Below are 20,325 nucleotides of genomic sequence, written 5' to 3' on the forward strand. Positions count from 1 at the left end.
GAAAGGAAGCGACCCGCCGCTTCTGTCCTTGTGTCCATTCGGTCTCCCGTGTCGTTGGAACGATGCTAGGGGAACCGGTGTTGGCCGTGAAATACCGTCTTCATGTCGGGCGATACGCGTTGGGTATCGGGCGCTCGATCGGACAGATCGTGCGTCCCGCAACCGCTCCCACCCGAACGCCGGCGAGATCGGCAGCAGCAAGTTGCTACCGGTCCGGCGCCGCCCGCAGGCGGGATTTCATTTCTCCGCGCGTGGCGCGCCGGCGCGCATCGGCGCGACGACTTTCTCCTGCCATCGCCGCGAAAGACCGCGCCGCGGCGAAGCGCCCTCCGCCCTCACGGCGTGACCGGACGCATGCGCGCAGTAGTCCAAGGCCTGGCGAAGTGCCGTGTCCACCCGGCGCAGGGAAATGCAATGCCGGTCGGCCACGTCCTGGCGGGTCATCTCCTCGATCTGCAGTGCCACGAGCACCGAACGATGCCGATGCGAAAGCCGCTGCATCGCCTGCTCGACGGCCTCCACGGCCGAACGCGCCTCGGCGATGGCATCGGGGCCGGGCGCGTGATCGGCCAGGAGATCGAGGGCCGTATCCCATTCGCCCACGTACTGCCAGGACCGATCGCTGCGCAGGCGATCCATCGCCAGGTTGCGCGCCGTTCGATAGACATAGGCCCCGGGACTGCGCACAGGCTCCGATGCCGTCATGTCGCCCAGACGCAGCCAGGCCTCGTGCAGGCACTCGCTGGCCTGGTCGGAGCAGCCGAGGTCGCGGGCCAAGCGGCGATGCAGGTACGTGTAGTTCGCCGTCAGGAACGCCCGCAGCACGACGCCGGTGGGCTCGCCGTGACCCGCGAATGGCCCTTGAAAACAAGGACCGGGATCGAACTCAGCCGCGGACATCGTCTTACTTGCCGGCATGACGCAACCTGGTCTTCTCAGTTTCTGTCAGCAACGACATCACCGACGCGTCGAACTGGTTGCCGTGTCCAAAGACCTGCACGGGATTGGCAGGGTCGTACCGAGGCGAAGCGCCCGCTTGCGCACCGGGACGTGGCGGCGACGATGCACCCGCACCGCCCGGCGGCAGGCTTTCGTTGCCGAAGCCCAGCACCCGCACCGTGAACACAGAGGGCAGGTTCTGCCGTGCCGCGGCCCGCTCCTGGCGCATGGACTCCTGCGCCGCCATGGCCGCCGCCGACGCCGCCGCGCTGGCGGTGGTCAGTGCCCCGATGTTCACCGCGGCCACCACCGGCAGCCCGGTCGTTTCGCCCTTGACCTGGATGTTGTCGGCGTTGCGCACCTGCAGTGCGGCAATGTTGAGGTTGCTCGCGACCCGGATGCCGGCATCGCCCGCATCGATGGTGCCCCGGGGCGCGACCAGGTCCACGTCGCCTTCGCCCACGGTGCCGATGCCGGCGCCGCTCATGTCGCGCTTTTCCTCCACGGTGATGTTGCCGTCGGCGTCCGACGTGACTTCCGGCGCCTGCGGAATGCGCACGGTCTTGGCGCCGCGGCCGGCGTCGATGTCGCCCTGGCTGGACCACAACACCTGGTCGCTGCCCAGCGGCTCGGCCTGCGAGACGAAGGACAGGATGCGCGAGCGGTTCACGATGATGTCCCGGTCGGTGAACACATTGACCTGCCCCGGCGAGGCCAGCGTCACCAGGCCGTATCCGTCCGGCACCACGGCGCCCAGCCCCGCCACCTGCAGGCCGCCGCCGGGGGTGAAGACGTTGATGTCGCCTCCCTGGTGGGTGCGCGCCGCCATCCGGGTCGCGGCGATGCTGCCCACGCCGGACCAGCTGCTGCGCCAGTTGTCCGGCAAATCCGCGGCGTAGCGCACGGGCTGGCCTTCGGCCGTCGCACCGCGGAACAGCGTGTCGATGGCCGCGGAGCCGCGACGGTAGCCGCCGTTGATCGGACCGTTCTGCCCGTCGCCCCCGTTCTGGTCGCGCCCTCCTTCGCGCAGTTCGTAGACAAAGACCTGGCGCAGGAACTGCTCGCGCACCAGCGGCGGCAGTTGCCGGTATTGCTCCCACGCCTGCTGCGGGCTCAGCTTGCCGTCCGCAGTGCCGGTGAGGCTGGCGACCTTGTCGGCACCGAGCATGCCTTCCACGAAGGACACCAGGCCCCGGCGCGCCAACTTGGCCAGGTCGCCGCGGTTTTCCACCCCGTCGCTCAGGTACAGCGGCGCCACGGTGCCGTCGGCCAGGGTGGTCTTCAGATAGTCCGGCATGGCGGCCACGTTGGCCGGGTTCAGGTAGGCCCGCTCGAAGGCGTCGTAGCTGGCGGCCTTGTTCATGCCGGCCATCAGGGTGATGCCGGCGCCCTCGGCGGGCAGGGCCTTGATGACGTTCGATTCTTCGCCGAGCGGCGTTGCCGACACGTAGTCCCAATAGCGATTGGCATTGGTGTACAGCGACAGGTTGTTGCCCTGGATGTCGCGCCCGGCCAGCAGCAGCAGGGATCCCGGCCCTTGCAGCGCGGTGCGGCTGCCCCTGTCGTAGTAGTAGGCCGCCGCGTCGCCGCTGTATCGCGCATATCGGTGCGACAGGAGCCTGTTGGCGACAGCCAGGATGTCGTTGCCCGCCGCCAGCATGGTGGTGTCGGTGGGGCGCAGGTTGCGCGCGCTGAGCTCGAAGTTGCGGATGTCGGTGCCGGCCTGCACGTGCACCGATTCCGACGCGATCAGATTCAGGTCGCTGATGGAGCCGGTCGCCGCGTACAAGCGGCTGGGCGTGAAGTCATGCACCTGCATCGGCAGCACATCGGGGTTGTCGAACAGCTCCATGCCATTGAGGCTGTTGGTCAGGAACGTGTTCGTCACCGAGAAGCCGCCATAGACCGACTTCAGCGGCGCGCCGAACGCCGATGCCCCGCCCAGCGTGATCGTGAAACCCATCCACGGCCGGAATATCGACGGCCACTTGTCCAGCGTGGTCTGGGTCATGACGATGGCACCCGTGTTCTGCAGGCTGCTGCCGCGCAGGAAGCGCAGGTCTTTCGCGGCCAGCAAAGACAGGTCGCTGCTGTTCGCCGGCGCCATCGCCAGCAGGCCCGCGACGTCGATGTTGCCGCTCAGGGCCGACACGCTGACCTTGGCCGGGTACAGGCCCACCATGTCCGTCTGGAGCTTGGTGTCCGTCATGCCGCTCACCAGCCTGGTGGTGTTCTCCCTGTCGTTTCCTGCCACGAATTCCGACTGGTTGACCAGGCGCACGTTGCCGCCGGTGGACACCAGGCTGACGGCGCTGCGCTCTGTCTGACTGCTCATGAACATCGCATGGCTGGACGCGCCGCTGGTGTCCCGGTCGGCCTGGTCGACGTAGGCACGGCGTATCTGCATCGGGTCGATCACGGTCTGCAGGACCAGGTCGCCCAGCGTCTGCAGCTTGAGCGTGGCGTCCGACAGCGCCAGCACGGGCGCGATGTCGTAGGAATAGGCGGTGTTGGGCCAGCTGCTCGAGATGCCGGTCAGGGCATAGCCGGAGGCGCTTGCGCCGGCTTCGATCTCGCCGGCGCCGCGGCCCACGTAGTACTGGCCGGCCTTCAGGGTGCCGCCCGCCGCCACCTGCAGCTGCCCGCCGTTGCGGGTCACCGTGGAGGCCGCGGCATCGCCAGCGGAACGCCCGCCCGTCACGCGCATGGTGCTGGGCAAGGCCACCACCAGGTTCACCAGGTCGCCGCCCGCCGACAGCTTCACGTTGCCGCCGCCCAGCGCGCCCAGGCCCTGCTGGAAGCTGGCGTGGTTCACCCACCAGCTCGGTTGCTGGCCCCGGGCGGACATGACCGGCGCCCAGCTCTCGCCCATGTTGTACGCGTCGTAGTAGCCGGTGGGACTGCTGAGATCTCCGCCATAGCGGCCCTGGCGGAACAGCCATTCGGTCAGGATCTGGTCCGAACGCGCGCCCTGCGCGGTGGGCGCACGCACGCTGCCCTGGACCGCGACATCCACGTGGCCACCTGCGGTGCCGTACTGGGCATCGACGCTGGCGGTGTCGAAGCCGCCGCCCAAGGCGGGATCGGCCTCGGCCCGGCCTGCGGTGTACAGCGCGGACTCCTTGTGCGCCAGCACGAGGTCGCGCCCGGCGCGTACCGTCAGGTCGCCGCTGCCGGTGCGCACCAGCTTACCGGCGCCCGACTCGGTGCCGGCCGTGCCCACGCGGATCGTGCCGGTGTCGGCTGCAAGCGCGCCCGATGGCCGCGTGGCCAGTGCATCGACCGACCCCAGGTCCGCGCCCGCCACCAGGCGCAGGTTCCACGACGCGGCCTGCTGCAGCCGCGCCGCCCGGCCCGCGCCGTTGTCGCGGCCTGCCACGTCGAAGCCGTCGCTCAGATGGCCGTCGATGTTCAGGTTGCCGCCGGCGCGCAGCGTGAGCGTGCCTTCGCGGTGCGCCGCACCGAAGCTGTCGAACAGGTTCCAGTCGCGGCCCAGCGTCAGGTCGCCCGGGCTGGTGATCTCGATGCCCGCCGCCAAGGTGTAGGCGGCGGCGTTGCCACCCAGCCTCGCCAGGATGCCGGTGTGGCCTGCAAAGGCATTGGCCTCGGCGATCGCCTGCGGGGCCACGGATTCCACCGTGCCATCCGTGCTGGCATGGCGGCGCACGCCTTCGAGCACCGCGGAGCGCGCGCCCTGCACGGCGGCGTTCAGCGCCGTGACGTTCAGGCCGTCGTTGCCTGCAGTGCGCTGCGCCCGCAGCCGCAGCTTGCCGCCTTCGCCGCCGCTCAGGTCCAGCGTGCCGCCGGCCAGGTTCAGTTGGCCGTCGACCGCTTCCAGGTCGATGCGGCTGCTGCCCAGGCCATCGATGGCGTCGGTGGCATGGGCCGCCAGCACCGCGCCCGACTGCATCGTCAGCCCTGCCCCGCCGACCAGGCGGATGCTGCCGCCGTACGCTGTGTTGGCCTCGACGCGCGCCGTGCCGTCGACAGAGATCACGCCGCGGTCGGTGATGACTTCGAAGTCGGCCACCCGCGTGGTGCCCGCGATCGTCAGGTCGCCCTGACGGACGCGGAACTGCCGCGAGCGGCTGAAACCCGCATCGTTGAGCGTTCGCGCCAGCGCGCCGAAATCGTCCAGCCGATCGATGGCCAGCGCAAAGTTGCCACCGTTGCCGCCGGCACCCGCCTGCGCTTGCACAGTGCCACCGAAGTGGACCCGTCCGCCGGCCGATGCGTCCACCGTCAGGCGGCCGGCGTCGCCACCGTGTGGATGGGCGGACAGGTCCAGCAGGCTGCCCGGAGCCAGGTCGATCAGGCCGCCTCGGGTCGCCAGGCTGATCTGGCCCGCGTCCACGTACTGGGCCGCGTCGAAGAAGACTTTTTCCAGCCCCCCCGCGTGCAGGCGGCCCTGCTCTGCCAGCGTCAGGTTGCCCGTGCCGGCATCGACCGCAATGCTGCCGCCCAGCGCGAGCACCGGCAGCGCCACGGTCACGCCCTGGCCCGACAGGTTGAGGCGCGCGCCCAGGCTGGCGCGGCCCAGTGACGCCATCTCTTGCGCATCCAACTGCGCGTCCTGCTGCAACACCAGTTGGCCCTGCGCTCGCAGGGCCTGGTCGGCGCCGGACACCCCTTGCAGCACCGGCGTGCGCAGCGTCAGCGCCGCCGCACCGGCGTCCAGGCTCCCGGTGCCTTCGCCGGCGATGCGCCGGCTGGCCGACAGCAGCACCTGGTCGAAGCCGGACATCGTCTTGTCGCCCGCGCCCAGCACCAGCTCGCCGGCCGACAGTTCCAGGCGACCACTGCCTGTGCCCGCGCTGCCGAGCGACGCGCCCGTGTTCTGCAGCGTCAGGTGCGAGGCCTGCACCTGCACGGCATCGGCGCCATGACCCCGCAGGGCTGCGGCGTCGAACACCACCTGCGCCAGGCCGCGCATGTCCAGCGAGCGATAGAAGTCCAGGCTGCCGTAGCTGTGCAGCGTCAATGACTGCGCGCGCGACAGCTGCGCCAGGGCGTCGGCGTCCAGCACCAGGCCGCCGCTGCCGCCGCCGATGCCGATGCGACTCGCGGCCACCGACAAGGCCTTGCCCGACAGCTGCGCGCCGGCGGCCATCTCGGTGTTGTTGGTGGCGTCGAGCAGCAACGCCTCGCCGCCCTGCAGCAGCGCACCGGCGCCGATGCGCACCTGGCCGCCGACCGTGGTGTCCACGTTCTCGCGCAGCGCCCGCACGGCCTGGCCGCTGCTCACGCGCACCAGCGCACCCCAGTCTTTGGAGGGCGTGACGATGTGGTCGTCGCTGGTGTCGTTCGGCGTGTTGTTGTCGCTCCACACGGCCGCCACCTGCGGCTTGAGCACCAGGTTCGCCTCGTCGCCCGACGCGGCGCCGTGCGCGCGCAGCACGCTGCCCGACTCGATCGACACCGCATTCGCCGCGGCCAGGATCACCTCCGGGCCGCTCAACGCGGTGCCTGCCGTGTTGCGCAGCACCACATCGCTGGCGGCCACGTCCACCTGCAGGCCGCGCACGTTGCCCGTGCGCGTGCCGCCCACCAGCAGGCTGCCCGCGCCGAAGCGCGTCAGGCTACCGGCGTCCACGACCAGGTAGCCATCGGCGCGCAGGTCGCTGCTGTCCTGCCCCGCGCCGACGATGGCGATCTTCGCGGCGGCAATGTCCACCAGGCTGCCGCGCCCGCCCGCATCGGGTTGCGCGCGCAGCTCGCCGTCCAGCGTCAGCGCGCGGTCGGCCTTGAACACCACGGCGCCGCCATCGCGCGCCAGGCGCGGGGTCACGACGTCCTGCCCTGTGAGGCGGTATTGCGTCAGCTTGAACGCATCCGACGAGAAGAAGGCGTTGCCCCGCGCTTCGTTGTATTCGCTGACCTTGCGCACCAGGCTGGCGGGCAGCACGCGCCAGCCCGAGGCCGTGGCATCGCGCGCGCCGCTGACCGTGTTCTGTTCCCGCCCGGCCACGATCGTCGAGCCGTCACGCAGGCTGACCACCTCGCCACGGGACGCGGCCCACGCCGGCAAGGCTTGGCCCGTGCTCTGCACTGCAAAGGCGCCGGGCAGCAGTGCATAGCGTGCCGGCAGAAGCGTGTACCAGCCGGCGCCCAGGCCGCCGCCGGCCAGCCAGACCTTCTGGCCCGCTGCGCCGCCCGCCACGGGCGACAGGCCCTGGTAGCCCGGCAGCACGGCGTACATGCCGGGCAACGTCAGCACGTCGTGCGAGCCGCCCGAGCCGGGCACGTGCTCCCACGCATGCAGGTCGCCGCCGCCCGCGATGTCCACCACCGCGCCCGCGGCCATGGCCACATCCGGCGCTTGCAGGAGCACGCGCTTTTCCGGCAGGGACGACAGGTAGCGGTTTTCGTCCAGGGAATTGGCATCGCCGGCATTGGCACGGTTGCGACCCTGCGGGTTGGCCGGATCCAGCCAGTATTCGGCGTTGCGCAGGCTGCCGTAGAGCACGTCCAGGCCCGCGCCGGACACCGAGGTCAGGCTGTTCGTGCCCAGCGTCAGGCGCTCGCCGGCATTCAGCGCGATCTGCCCGAAGGGCGCGCGCAGCACGCCGTCCTGCTCGATGACGGGCGCGTTCAGCGTCAGGCTGCCGCCGGCCGACAGAGGCGCCGCGGCGCTCCCGTTGCCGCGCACGGTGATGGAGTGGTCCGAGTTGATGCGCGCCGTCACGGCCGTGGCCGGGTAGACCTGCGCGGCCTTGATCTCCAGCGCGCCCCCCACGTCCAGCGTGGCCCGCAGCTGCGGGTCGTCGTAGTCGGTGCCGCCTTCGCTGTAGGCCCCCGCCACGAAGCGCAGATCGCCGGTGTCCAGCACCGTGCGTTCGAAGCCGCGCAGCTTGACGTCGACGGGCAACGCCGACTCGCCCTTCGCACCCCGGCCTGCGATGTCGATGGCCTGGGTGGCCGACAGGATCAGTTCGCCCGCATTGCGGGCCGGGGCGCCGACCGCACCGACCGCGCCCGCCGCACCTGTCAGTGGGTTCAGTTGCAGATGGTGGGCGTGCAAGCGCACCACGCCGCCCAGCCCGTCGCTCTGGATGACCGGGGCGGTGATGCCCAGGCGACCGGCGACGCTCAGGTCGACGCCGCCGGCCAGTTGCACGCCCACTTGCGTGGAACGCAGGTCGACCGCCGAGAAGCCCGTGTCCTGCAGCGCCTTCGCCGACACGTGCAGGGTGCCGTCCGAGGTGGCGATGTTGCCGATATTGATCTTGTGGCTCAGTGCCGTCCCGGTGCCGCTCCAGAAATACTTGTTGAGCAGTTCGACCACCCGCTTGTCGATGCTCGCGTCGTGCTCCCACGGCGCCCTGTCGGCGCCCGGTCCCGCGGCCAGCGCCGCGCCCGCGTCGAGGACGAGCCCCTTGCTGCTGGACACCGACGTCGGCAGCATGGTGTTGATCGCGGTGCGCATGGCGCTGCTCATCTTGACGTCGCCGGCGTACTCGTCACGCACGTCGAGGTTGCCGCTGGTGCCGATGATCCGTGCGTACTTTTCTCCGTTGAACGTGTACGTACCGGTGGGGCTCTTGTAGTAGAGGAAGGAGCCGATGTCCGGCGCCACCAGGTCCCCGGACGCACGCCCGGCCGCGCTGGTGTCCGTGATGGACAAGGACCCGCCCGCCGCCTGGGCATTGCCGCCGTGGGCGCGCAGCCTGGCATTCATGGCGCCGCCGGCCGCGGCCTCCATCACGACCGCGCCGCCGTCGCTGCCCAGTTCCTGGTCCACGCGCCGCAGGGCGCCGAGCGCCCCCGTGCCGCGGTCCCAATACGCCACCGTGCCGCGCGCGCCCGACACGTCGATCAGCGCACCGGCCTGCGCATCCAGCGTGCCGGCGCTCAGCGTGACCGTGCCGCCCGGCAGCACCTTGCCCTGGGGCAGGCGCATGGCCGGGTCGTGGAAGATCTGCGCCACGCCGGGCAGCAGCAACTCGGCCCCATCGGCCAGCGTCAAGGTGTTCTTGGCGCGGATGTTCAGCTTGCCGGCCGGCGCCTGGAGGCGGCCCGCCACCCGCACGGAAGCCTGCCCGGACCCGTCCGCGTCCAGCGAGATCGCGCCGCCGGGTTCTGTCTGGATGCTGGCGTTCGCGTCGATGCGGATGCCGCCACCGGTCGCGCCGGTCGCCAGCGACAGGCCACCGGGCGCGCGCGCGGCGCGGCGCTGTCCGCTCAACTCGTCCAGTGCCTTGGGGGCCAGCACATCGCCCAAGGCGCTGCCGCTGGGCAGCGTGCGCAGCGTCGATACCGCCGCGAGCATGTCCCAGCTCGTGGGCTGGATGTGCACCTGTGCGCCTTCCGCGACCACGACGTCCCCGCCGAGCGAACGGATGCCGATCGTGCCGAAGCCGCGCTCGGTGTACAGGGTCTGCGGCAGGTGCAACGGCTTGGCTGCGCCCGATGCCTTCCCGCCCGTGGCGTCGGCCACGGGCGCGGCGCCGCCCACCTGCACGTCGCCGATCGCCGTGAGGGTGAGCCGGGACGCATCGCCCCCCGCCCAGCCGCGCAGGTCCAGCGTCTCGAGCGCCGTGTTGTCGAAGGCCGTGAGGCTGATGGCCCCGCCGTTGCCCGCCTTCACCTTGCCGGCCTTGCCGCCGGCCGTGACACCGGACAGCCAGCCGCCGCCGGACACGTCCAGCGCCGCGCCGGCGGCCACCTCCACATTGCCGTACACCGTGCCCAGGCCCTCTTTCATCGGGGTCCCCAGTGCGATCGAGCCGCCGTGGATGGCGCGGCCCAGCGTGACGCCTTGGCCGGTGTCGTTGACCCACTGGCCCGCGACGCTCAGCAGGCTGTTCGCACCCAGGCGCAGCACGCTGTCCGCCTTGCCGCCGGCGCTCAGCGCAATGGAGCCGCCCGGAGCGATGAGCTTGCCCTGGATGTCGAAATTGCCGGGGATGCCCTGGCCGTCGTAGACCGCGGCCGTGAAGCGCGCCCCCGGCTGCAGAGTCACCACCGCGCTGTCTTCCAGCACGAAGCCGGTGTTGAGGTTCAGCTCGATGGCGCCCAGGCCTGAATGGCTCAGCCCCGCGGCGGACAGCCAGGTGGTGCGGCCCACGCCCGCGCCCGCGCCGGGGGATTGCCCTTCCGGCTCGGTCAGGAAAGCGTCCTTGCCCAGCGGGCTGTCGATGCTGAAACCCGCCGGCAGCAACGCGGGCTTGTCGCTGATGACGACCTGGCCCAGGGTCCACATGCCCTCTTGCGCCCGGTTGGAACCCACCGTGAGGCGGCCGGCCCGAGGCAGCTCGGCCACTTCCTGCACCCGGTCGCCGGGCTGCACCGAGCCCCTGAACTCACCCTCCAGGATGAAGGCGCTGCCGGCACGGATGTCGATCGAACCGGCATTGCGGCCTTCTTCGTAGCCCGGCTCCCAGCGCCGCCCCGACAGCATCGGATTGACATAGGTCTGCGTGACGCCCCAGCGCGCATGCGCCTGCAGGTACTGGCCCGCGATGCCCGTGTAGGTCATGTCCGCCGGCGCGGACGACATGGTGTAGGTGCGCCCGTCCGCACCGCGCAGCCGGGTTTCCGTGTTCCAGCCGTCGCTGTAGCGCACCGAGCCGCCGGACACATCCAGGATGGAGCCCGGCCGCGTGATCACCGAACCGTTGGACTGGATGGTGATGTCGCCGCCTCGCGCCGCCAGCTCCGACAAGCCGACCAGGCCGTTGCCCACCCAGCCCGTCACGTCCGCCAGCGGGGTGCCGACCCAGACGCCCTTGAGCGCCTTGCCGGACTCGTCGGTGACCCATTCGACGCCCGCCATCAGCCCCTTGAAGGCACCCGACCTGCGGCGATCCACGATGACCTTCCGGCCGTACAGCCAGGTGTTCGCCTGCAGGTGGGAGTCGCGCAGTTCGTTGATGCGCAGTTCGGCCTCGACGAAGTTGCTGGCCATGTCCACCGGCATCTGCATCAGTCCCGCGGTGCTGACGGTGGCGTGTTCACCGATGAGGATGCGGCTGCCGTCGCCCACCTGGGTGTTGCGCTGCAGGGCCGCAGGGTTGGCCTGGGCCTGGATGTCGATGTGGCCCGCGGCGGCGGTGACCTGCGCACGGGTCTGCACGTCGATGGTCTTGCCGTAGAGCTCGATGCGCCCGGGCTGGTAGCGGTTGGCCAGCGATCCGCTCTCGATCCGCGTGGTGTCCTGCCAGTCGTTGACGACCTGGGTGATGCTGTCCGGCCCCAGGGTCAGCGTGCCGCCCGACCAGGCCGTCAGGCGCGGGACGTCGGCCGCCAGGTTGATGTCGATGTTGTGCACGCCCTGGCCCCAGGCGCGCAGGCGGATGGAGCCCGTGCGGTTGTTCAGCGCGGTGCTGGCTTGCAGGATGCCGCCCTGGTGGATCTCGCGCGACACCATGGTGATGTCGCCGTGATCGGCCTGGATGATGCCGGTGTTGTGCACGCTGTAGCCGACCTGGGCCGCGCGCTGCTCCATCAGCGGCAGGATGTCGGACACGATGCGCCCGATGAGATAGGGCTGGAAGGCGGGTGCTGTCTGCGGATTGATCAGGAACTTGGCCGGAAAGAGCCAGGGCCGCACCGACGAGGTGACGGCATCGAAGCCGCGCACGGTGGGGCTGATCTCCTTGGCTTCCAGCCACACGTTTTCGCCGGCGCCCAGCAGCGTCTGGCCGCTCGGCGTGCGGATGCTGCCCGCGTTGCTGACCTTGGGCGCGAACATCAGCACGTGGCCGCCCTGCCCCGTGATCTGCGCACCGGCCGCCACCTTGACGTCGCCCGGCGGCTTGCCCGGATCGAAGGCCGGGCCCATGTCGGCGAACTGCACGTTCGAATCGGCCGGCATCTGCTTGGAGTTCTCGCCGAAGGTGGGAATGCCGACGGCCACTTCGAGGCCGCTCCAGTAACCGGGGTCACCCGATTTCGCGCCCAGGCGCGTGTTGAGACCGGCCTTGAACTGCTCGTCGCTGAGCTTCAGGCTGGAGGCGACGAGGTTGCGCACGTTGACCTGGCTGCTGCCGGTGAACAGGATGCCGTTGCGATTGATGAGGTAGACGCTGCCCTCGGCCTCGATGCGGCCGGCGATCTGGCTGGGTCGGCCACTGGGGTCGTTGATGCGGTTGAGCGCGATCCACTCGTTGGCGCCGGTCTTGGCGTGGGTGCCTGCACGCTGGTCGAACTTCACCGTCGTGTTCTTGCCGACGTTGAAGGTCTCCCAGTTCAGGATGGCCTTGTCGGCGGTCTGCTCGATGGTGACCGTGGTCCTGCCGTTGGCTGCGGCCTGCACGGGGTCCCTGGCGTTGAGCCAGCCGGCGGTCAGCGAATTCGTGTCGACCTTCAGGCCGCCTTCGGTAAGACCGTCCGGCGCGGATTCGCCGCTGGCCAGCGCCTCGGCCCGCTTCTGTGTCTGCTGTGCCTGCTGCGCGGCGATCGCGCGCGCGGCCAGGTTCAGGTTGGTGATGGACGTCTGCAGCTGCTGGCTCGCCGCCGACGACGGCTGCGTCGGGTGGATCAGGCTGGACGCCGGCGCGCCGTTCGGCAGCTTGCCCGTGGCGATCGCGCCCGCCTGCGCCGCGCCCTTGTCGGCGAACCACGCCGGGCTGAACGCCCGCTGGGCGTGCGCGCTGCCGAGGACACCACCGGCGGCCAGCGCCACCGCGATGGCCCGCGCGAGGGGCGCCATCATGAAAACCTGCTGCGCCGCGCGCGCCGGTCGATTCTTTTCGTTGCACCCACTGATGGTCATTTCTCGTTCCCGCCGAAGTAAAGCCTGTGCCGAAGGGGCTGCGCGCGTCGCGCAGGCCAGCCCCGTTCAAGAAGCCCCTGCGATGGCGATCGAAAGCCAAGGCGACAGGAGCCGTCAGTTCCTTGACGGGACGGAAACGTCGAATTCCAGAAGAATATTTTTGGCCTCGTTGTGGGCGCGCGCGTGCCGCTGCAGCCTCGGTCCGGAAAGTCCTTGCAGATCAACGGCGGGGACGCGCTGCACCTCGGCAAAGTCACGAAAGCTTCACAGTGGCTGCGCACGACCACCATGGGAAGCCGCGACATCGAGACAGGGTCACCACCCAACCCCGAGGTCCACCTCTAGCTCAGGACCAGCACGCCGGCGGGGAGCGACCGGGCGTTCAAACCGAAGGAGCGCTGCATCTGGAGCAAGGCCAGATCGAGACGGTCGAGCTTGAAGGTCGCGGTGACCGTTTTCCCCCGCAGCGCATCCACCATCAGCACCACACGCCCGGGGCGGTAGCGATTGATCTCGTCCAGCACCACCGACAAGGGCGCCTGCTTGAACACGAGCTCACCGCGCCGCCAGGCAGAAGCCACCTCGGGGTCTGCGGCGGCGATGCCGCTGATCGAGTGATCGCGGTAGACCGCTTGCTGGCGTGCCAGCAGCACACGGTCGCCGGCCGGATGCTCGATGCGCACGCGTCCCGCCAGGCAGGTCACGCACACCCGCCCTTCCAGGCGGCTGATCTCGAAGCGCGCCGATTCGCCAATGCTGCGGCCGGCGCCGGCCACGACGCTGAAGGTGCGCGCACTGGGCAGCATCTCGATCGCCGCTTCGCCGTTCAGCAATTCCAGCCCCTCGGCCTGGTCGTCCGAGGCCACCCGGCGGATGCTGGTGCGGGTGTTCATGGTCACGCCGATCTGGTCGGACCACGCGATCGCACGCTGCTCGCCGGCGGCCGTGCGCCAGTCCGCATTCCACTCGTTGGCCGCGGGCCACAACCCCAGGGGCGAATAGACCGCCACCCCCGCGACACCGGCCGCGGCGGCTGCGCCGGCCACGCCCAGGAAGGCCCGGCGGCTCGCCGCGGGCTTGCGCAGGGTCTCGCGGTGAAGGCTCGCCGCTTCGGCGTCGGTGCGCACCAGCCTGTTCAGCGCGGGTTGAAGCACGCGCCACTGCTGCCGGGCCTCGATGAACGCCGCTTGGTGCAAGGGACTCGCGTCACGCCAGCGCCGGAACGCCTGCGCCTCCCACTGCGTGGCGGCGCCCGAATGCAGCTTGCGCACCCACGCGCGCGCGTCTTCGCGCAGCGTCTCGGGAAGCGTCGGTGGTGAAGGGTGCGTCGTCATGTCGGTTTCAGGGGCCCCGTACTTGATAGACGGTTGCCGACACCGCAATCCGCAAACTATTTCTTCGTGCCGTCATGAAGACCTGCCAGGGCGCGGCTCCAGCCGCGAGAACAGAAGATCCTGCGCGGCCTTCAGTTCGTACTCGACGGTCCGCACAGGAATGCCAAGCCGCGTGGCCACGTCCCGCTGGGACCAGCCCTCCAGGCGAACCAGCAGCAGGATTTCGCGGCGGCGCGGCGGCAGGCGCGACAGCAGGCCGTCCAGCGCCTCCAGCTGCGAACGGGCTTCGGCGACCTCGGCGGGACCGGGCGCCGGGTCCGGCAGCTCGTTCATCAGCATGTCGATGTCGTCGGACAGCAAGACCTGGCTCTGTGCGCGCCGGACGTCGATGGCCAGATTGACCGCCATGCGCAGCAGGTACGCCTGGGGCGTGGCAATGGGGCCCGCCATGGGCTGGCTGCGCTCCAGCTTCAGCCAGGTTTCGTGCAAGGCGTCTTCCGCCAGTTCGCGATTCCCCAGCCGCACGGCCAGGCGCTGCCTGAGCTGCTCGTAGCGCTGCACCAGGAAGCTGCGCAGCAGCGGGATGACGTTCTCCGTCATGCGTCAGTGCACCGTGGCACAGCGGGGCCCGGGCAACACGTCGTGCGGGAGGATGGCCAGCGTGAGCGGCAGCGCCAGGTCCACCGGCGGAGGATGGTCCATCTTCAAAGGGGCCAATGCCGCAAGCATGGCGGCGTCCCGCGCAGGGTCTCCCGAAGACGACACCAGGCGGGCCTGGCCGATGCGGCCCGACGCGGTCACCTGCAGTTGCAGGATCGCGCGGTAGTGACCGGGGGCCGTACGCAGATCGGCGCACAGCGCGTCCCAGACACGGGCCTGGACCAGGGCGTCGTACCCGCGTGGCGAACCGCTGGCCGATGCCACCCCGGGCGCCGCGGCGACGCGCTTCAGGATGAACGCACCGGAAAGCTGCGTGTCCACGTCATCCGCGGTGAAACCCGTGCCGGCCAGCAAGGCCCGCAAGGCGGCATGCGGCGTATGGCGCCCGCGCACCGGGGCGGATGTTCGCCCCGCCACCCACTCGTCGATGAACATCACCGATCGCCCCGACACCGCGGCGTATTGCGCCAGGGCAGCCGCCAAGGGCTGCGCCGGCAGATCGAAGTCCAGCATCTGCGATTCGGACGACGCGCGGGTGGCGGAGTCTGACTGCACGTCGGTGCCCGCGGCCACGGCCTTCGCTGTCGATCCCCAGGCGATGCAGACGCACACCACGGTACACGTGAGGCCGGAGACAAGGGCCCGCACGAGCCTGTCGTCCCTGCCCCGGCCCAAGCCCCGTCCAACCACTCGCCCACGACCACCATGCGCTGAAGTCAACAAGGAAGAAGTGGATCGTGTCAGCAAGCTTGTGGGCAGTATTTCAACTCCTGCAAGCATCACATCGGCGAATGACGACCGCGTGACGACCGGCAGGGCCGGGCGCGCCGCGGCGGGGCGCGGGCAGCACCCTCTTGCGTGACCGGTCCTGCTAGCGCCCCGGCGTCAGCTGGATCCGTTCCACCGTTTCTTTCTCGACCGCGCCGCGGCTGTAGACCAGCGGCACGTACTTGCCTTCGAGCCACAGCGGCGCGAGGTCGCGGTAGTTCGGGCTGTCGGGGTTGCCCGACTGGCCCGGCGTGTTGATGACGCGCGAGGCGTCCCAGTTGCCGACGTCGAGCACCATGCGGAACGACGCGCCCGAGGTCAGCTTGTAGTCGTTCGCGCGGTAGGTGGCCGCCATCGGCGTGAATGACGAACCGGACATCGGCCAGTCGCCCACCTCGAGCTTCTTGCGCGTGGCCGCATCGACCACGCCGCCCAGCGGATGCCGGAACTCGGCGCGGTGCAAGGCGCCCCACTTCCACGCCGCCGGGTCGGGCCCGAGCTTGGCGGACAGTTCCTGCATGGCGGCGGGCAAGGTCGTCAGCAGCAAGGCGTCGCGCTGCGCGTTGCTCACCCAGCCGGACGGGTTCTCCAGCAGCAGCACCATGCGCGTGTTGTCGCCGGGCGCGGCCAGCGCGGCAGCGGCATCGCCCGCCCCCGCCTTGAGCACGGCCTGGCGCAGGAACTTGCTGCTCCACACCTCGTACAGCGCGGCGGCCGCGCTGTCGCGGTCCATGGCGCCGTCCCAGCCTTGCAGCAAGCGCAGCGCCGCCGTGGTCTGGGCGTCGTCGCTGCGTTGGCCGGCCAGCAGCTTCAGCAGCCGCTGCGCCGGCGTCGCGACGATGTCGTTCTGCATGCGCTCCGAGTCTTCGATGGTGAAGCGCGAACCCGCCGCCACCTTGGCCGCGAACAGTTCCTTGAGCCGGCGCGCGCGGGCCGCATCGCTCCATTCGTAGCCCACGCCCTTCTTCGCAGCCGGATGGTCGGGCGGGATGTTGTTCTCGTTGGCCGTGACCACGTAGCCGCGCGCGGGGTTGAACTCCGAGGGCAGCTCGTCGCCGTTGCGAAAGCCCGACCATTCATAGCGGCCGTCGCCCGGCACGGGCAGGAGGCCGTCCCAGTTCGGGCGGATCGGCGTGAGCCCGCCCGGAATCCAGCCGACGTTGCCGCTGCTGTCGGCATACACCTGGTTCTCGCCCGGTGCGCCCCAGCGGTTCATGGCCGCGCGGAACTGGTCCCAGTTGCGCGCGCGCATGTAGTCCATCGAACCGAAGTACGGCGCCATGCCGGGCTCCAGCCAGGCGGCGCGCAAGGCGAAGGCGCGGCGCTTGCCGGGCTCCGCGACCAGCACCGGGCCGTGGCGCGTGAAGGTGTTGACCACCTCGCGCGGCGCGGCCTCGCCCTTGACCGCGATGCGCTCGGTGACGCGCGTCATCGGCTCCCAGCGGCCCTGGTAGCGGTACTCCTCGGGGTTGGCCGGGTTCAGCTCGTACACGTACAGGTCTTCCTGGTCCATGTAGAAGCGCGTGAGGCCGAAGGCGATGGTGCCGTTGTGGCCGATCGACAGGCCCGGCAGGAAGGGCTCGCCCGCGCCGATGGCGTCCATGCCGGGCGCGCTCAGATGCGTCATGTAGCGCAGGCTCGGTGCGCCGTGCGCGCGGTGCGGGTCGTTGGCCAGGATGGGCCGGCCCGTGGACGTGAGCTTCGGCGCGATGACCCAGTTGTTGCTGCCGTAGGCGGCGGTGGGATCACCCTGCGACGCCTCGTCCTGCTCGGCCTTCGCGGCCATCGCCTCGGCGCTGCCGGGCAGCAGCGCGACCGGCGCGGAAGACGCACCCGCGTTCATGCCCACGCGCGTGTTCTCCTTGGTGAAGCGCGGCGCATCGGTCGCCCGCAGGTAGGCCGCGCGCAGTTCTGCCGCAGGAAGGGTGCAAGGGTCCAAGCCGTCGGGCACCTTGGGCGTCACCGGCGGATCGAGTTCGCGGCGCAGCCAGTCGGCCTTGGCGCCCGACGCGCCGGCGCAGAACGCGCGTGCGCGGTCGACCTCCGAGCTGAAGTTGAGCGTGAGCCCGTGGTGCCGGATGCGCACCACGTCCTCGGGCGACCAGGTGGCCGGCTGGTAGCCCAGCAGCGCGAACTCGGTCGGCAGCAGCGCGGGCTGCGCGCGCACCTGCGCCACGTAGGCATTGACGCCGGCCGTGAAGGCCTCGGCCACGCGCTTGGCGTCGGAGCCGTAGGCCAGCCATTCGCGGTACATGTCGCCGCGATAGAGCACGGCGCGCGCGGCGCGGTCGCTCTCGACCCAGGCGGGGCCGAAGTCCTTCGCCATCTCGCCCAGGCCACGCTTGCGCCACAGGTCCATCTGCCAGAGCCGGTCGCGCGCGGCGATGAAGCCCTGCGCCACGAAGGCGTCGTAGAGCGTGCCCGCGTACAGGTGCGGCACGCCCCAGCGGTCGACCAGCACTTCGGCGGGCTTCTCGAGGCCGGGCACCGCGAAGGATGAGGAGGGTCGCGTGGGCGTGTTCACGCCCGGGGCGTTGGACGCACACCCTGCGAGGGCGAGCACCGCCAGCGACACGGCGCCCAGGGAAAGCCGATGGTTCATTCTCTTCATGCAGTTCGTCTCCGGTCTTGTTGTGGATTGGCAGCGGGCAGTATCCCGATTTCTGTCACCCGCAGGGTTACAAGGCATGACTTGTAGACTGACGCGCTATGCAGCCCACCACCCCTTCAACCTCTTCCTGCGACAGCTGGCTCGCCGGCGCGATCCGCCGCATCGAAGCCGACTACCAGCGCAGCGCCGACACGCACCTCATTCCGCTGCCGCTGCCCGCGCTGGCCGCGCACGGCATCGACCTGTACCTGAAGGACGAATCGACGCACCCCACCGGCAGCCTCAAGCACCGGCTCGCGCGCTCGCTGTTCCTGTACGCGCTGTGCAACGGCTGGGTGCGCGAAGGCACGACCATCGTCGAAGCGTCGAGTGGCTCCACCGCCGTGAGCGAGGCCTACTTCGCGCGGCTGCTGGGCCTGCCCTTCATCGCCGTGATGCCGCGCAGCACCTCGCCCGAGAAGGTCGCGCAGATCGCCTTCTACGGCGCGAGCTGCCACTTCGTGGACCACGCGGCGCAGGTGTACGACGAGGCCCGCGCGCTGGCCGAGCGCACCGGCGGCCACTACATGGACCAGTTCACCTACGCCGAGCGCGCGACCGACTGGCGCGGCAACAACAACATCGCCGAGAGCATGTTCCAGCAGATGGCGCGCGAGCGGCATCCGGTGCCCGCGTGGATCGTGGTGGGCGCCGGCACCGGCGGCACCAGCGCCACCATCGGGCGCTACCTGCGCTTTCGCTGCCACGACACGCAGGTGTGCGTGGCCGACCCCGAGGGCTCGGTGTTCTCGGCCTACCACCGCAGCGGCGACGCCACGCTCACGGCGCCCGGCTCGCGCATCGAAGGCATCGGCCGCCCGCGCGTGGAGCCCAGCTTCGTGCGCACGCTGGTCGACCGCATGCTCGAAGTGCCCAACCTCGACTCGGTGGCCGCCATGCATGCGCTGTCGGCGCTGCTGGGCCGCAAGGTCGGCCCGTCGACCGGCACCAACTTCGTGGGCATGCTGGCCGTGGCGCACGAGATGCGCGCGGCCGGCCAGCAAGGCTCGATCCTGTCGCTGCTGTGCGACGCGGGCGAACGCTACCTGCCGAGCTACCACGACGCCGGCTGGGTGCGCAACGCCTTTGGCGACATCGCGCCCGCGCAGCAACGCATCGACGCGCTGGTGGCAGGTTGACGATGGCCCTGCGCGCATCCGGTGGCCTCATCGCGCGGCGGCAGCTGTTGCTGCTGGCCGCGCTGGCCGCCTCGGGCGCGCCGCATGCCGCCTGGGCCCTGCCCGCGAAGGCGCTGCAGTTTCCACGCGACTTCGGCAGCCACCCCGAGTTGCGCACCGAGTGGTGGTACATCACCGGCCACGGCCAGACCGCCACGGGGCGCGCGTTCGGTTTCCAGGTGACCTTCTTCCGCTCGCGCGTCGATGCCACGCAGGCCATGCGCTCGGCCTTCGCCGCCAAGCAGCTGGTGTTCGCGCACGCCGCCGTCACCGACCTCGAAGGCCGCGTGCTGCGGCACGACCAGCGCATCGCACGCGCGGGCTTCGACGTGGCCTCGGCCAGCGAGACCGACACCGACGTGCGGCTGCGCGACTGGTCGCTGGTGCGCGACGCCGGCAGCGGCGCCTACACCGCGCGCATCCCCGCCGGCGAGTTCACGCTCGACCTGCGCTTCGCGCCGTCGCAGCCCGTGCTGCTGCAGGGCCGCGAAGGCCTGTCGCGCAAAGGCCCCGAGCCCGAGCAGGCGAGCTACTACTACAGCGAGCCGCAGCTGCAGGCACAGGGCCGCCTCACCTTGCAAGGCCAGGCCCCGTTCGAGATCGCCGGCACCGCCTGGCTCGACCACGAATGGAGCGAGGCGCTGATGCACCCCGAGGCCGTGGGCTGGGACTGGATCGGCATGAACCTCGACGACGGCAGCGCGCTCACCGCCTTCCACCTGCGCCGCCGCGACGGCAGCGCGCTGTGGTCGGGCGGCTCGTTCCGCCCGCGCGGCGGCGCGGCGCGCATCTTCCAGCCCGGCGAGGTGCGCTTCGAGGCGCTGCGCAGCTGGACCAGCCCGCGCACGCGCGCGAGCTACCCGACACACTGGCGCATCGACACGCCCGCGGGCCGCTTCGAGGTGCAGGCCCTGCTCGACGACCAGGAACTGGACAGCCGCGGCTCCACGGGCGGCGTGTACTGGGAAGGGTTGAGCGAGCTGCGCGATGCGCAACAAGGCCGGCGCGTGGGGCGCGGTTACCTCGAGATGACGGGGTACGCGGCGCCGCTGCGGCTGTGAGCCGAAGCACAGCGCGATG

8 protein-coding genes are annotated in these 20,325 nt (G+C 70.6%); 2 read left to right on the forward strand and 6 right to left on the reverse strand.

The annotated features are described in order from the left end of the window. Positions 1-237 precede the first annotated feature (237 nt). The 6 genes from VBO01S_RS11355 to VBO01S_RS11380 form a co-directional block, all read right to left on the reverse strand. Positions 238-918, reverse strand: a complete 681-nt coding sequence (locus tag VBO01S_RS11355) for an RNA polymerase sigma factor (protein ID WP_062474049.1) — start codon at positions 916-918, stop codon at positions 238-240. Further along, the gene (locus VBO01S_RS11360) at positions 905-12,595 is read right to left on the reverse strand and encodes a filamentous hemagglutinin family protein (protein ID WP_169805045.1); all 11,691 of its coding nucleotides are present in this window, start codon (positions 12,593-12,595) and stop codon (positions 905-907) included. The genes VBO01S_RS11355 and VBO01S_RS11360 overlap by 14 nt, the downstream gene beginning before the upstream one ends. A 401-nt stretch (positions 12,596-12,996) precedes the next feature. Continuing rightward, a complete protein-coding gene (locus tag VBO01S_RS11365; protein ID WP_062474053.1) occupies positions 12,997-13,989 on the reverse strand; it encodes a FecR family protein in 993 nt (330 codons plus the stop codon). 72 nt (positions 13,990-14,061) lie between these two features. Beyond that, positions 14,062-14,589: an RNA polymerase sigma factor gene (locus VBO01S_RS11370; protein ID WP_062474055.1), complete on the reverse strand. Its 528-nt coding sequence runs from the start codon at positions 14,587-14,589 to the stop codon at positions 14,062-14,064. Positions 14,590-14,592: 3 nt separating this feature from the next. Next, the gene (locus VBO01S_RS11375; protein ID WP_169805046.1) at positions 14,593-15,222 is read right to left on the reverse strand and encodes an STN domain-containing protein; all 630 of its coding nucleotides are present in this window, start codon (positions 15,220-15,222) and stop codon (positions 14,593-14,595) included. Between the two features lie 298 nt (positions 15,223-15,520). Next, positions 15,521-18,028 (reverse strand): penicillin acylase family protein, encoded by a 2,508-nt coding sequence (locus tag VBO01S_RS11380; RefSeq protein WP_062474058.1) that lies wholly within the window; start codon positions 18,026-18,028, stop codon positions 15,521-15,523. 98 nt (positions 18,029-18,126) lie between these two features. Between VBO01S_RS11380 and VBO01S_RS11385 the strand changes: the two genes are divergently transcribed. Further along, a complete protein-coding gene (locus tag VBO01S_RS11385; protein WP_062474061.1) occupies positions 18,127-19,206 on the forward strand; it encodes a PLP-dependent cysteine synthase family protein in 1,080 nt (359 codons plus the stop codon). Positions 19,207-19,208: 2 nt separating this feature from the next. Continuing rightward, complete coding sequence (locus tag VBO01S_RS11390) at positions 19,209-20,306, forward strand: lipocalin-like domain-containing protein (protein WP_062474063.1); 1,098 nt, start codon at positions 19,209-19,211, stop codon at positions 20,304-20,306. Positions 20,307-20,325: the final 19 nt, after the last annotated feature.

Origin of the sequence: Variovorax boronicumulans NBRC 103145 (assembly GCF_001591345.1) — a bacterium.
Classification (GTDB): Bacteria; Pseudomonadota; Gammaproteobacteria; order Burkholderiales; family Burkholderiaceae_C; genus Variovorax; species Variovorax boronicumulans.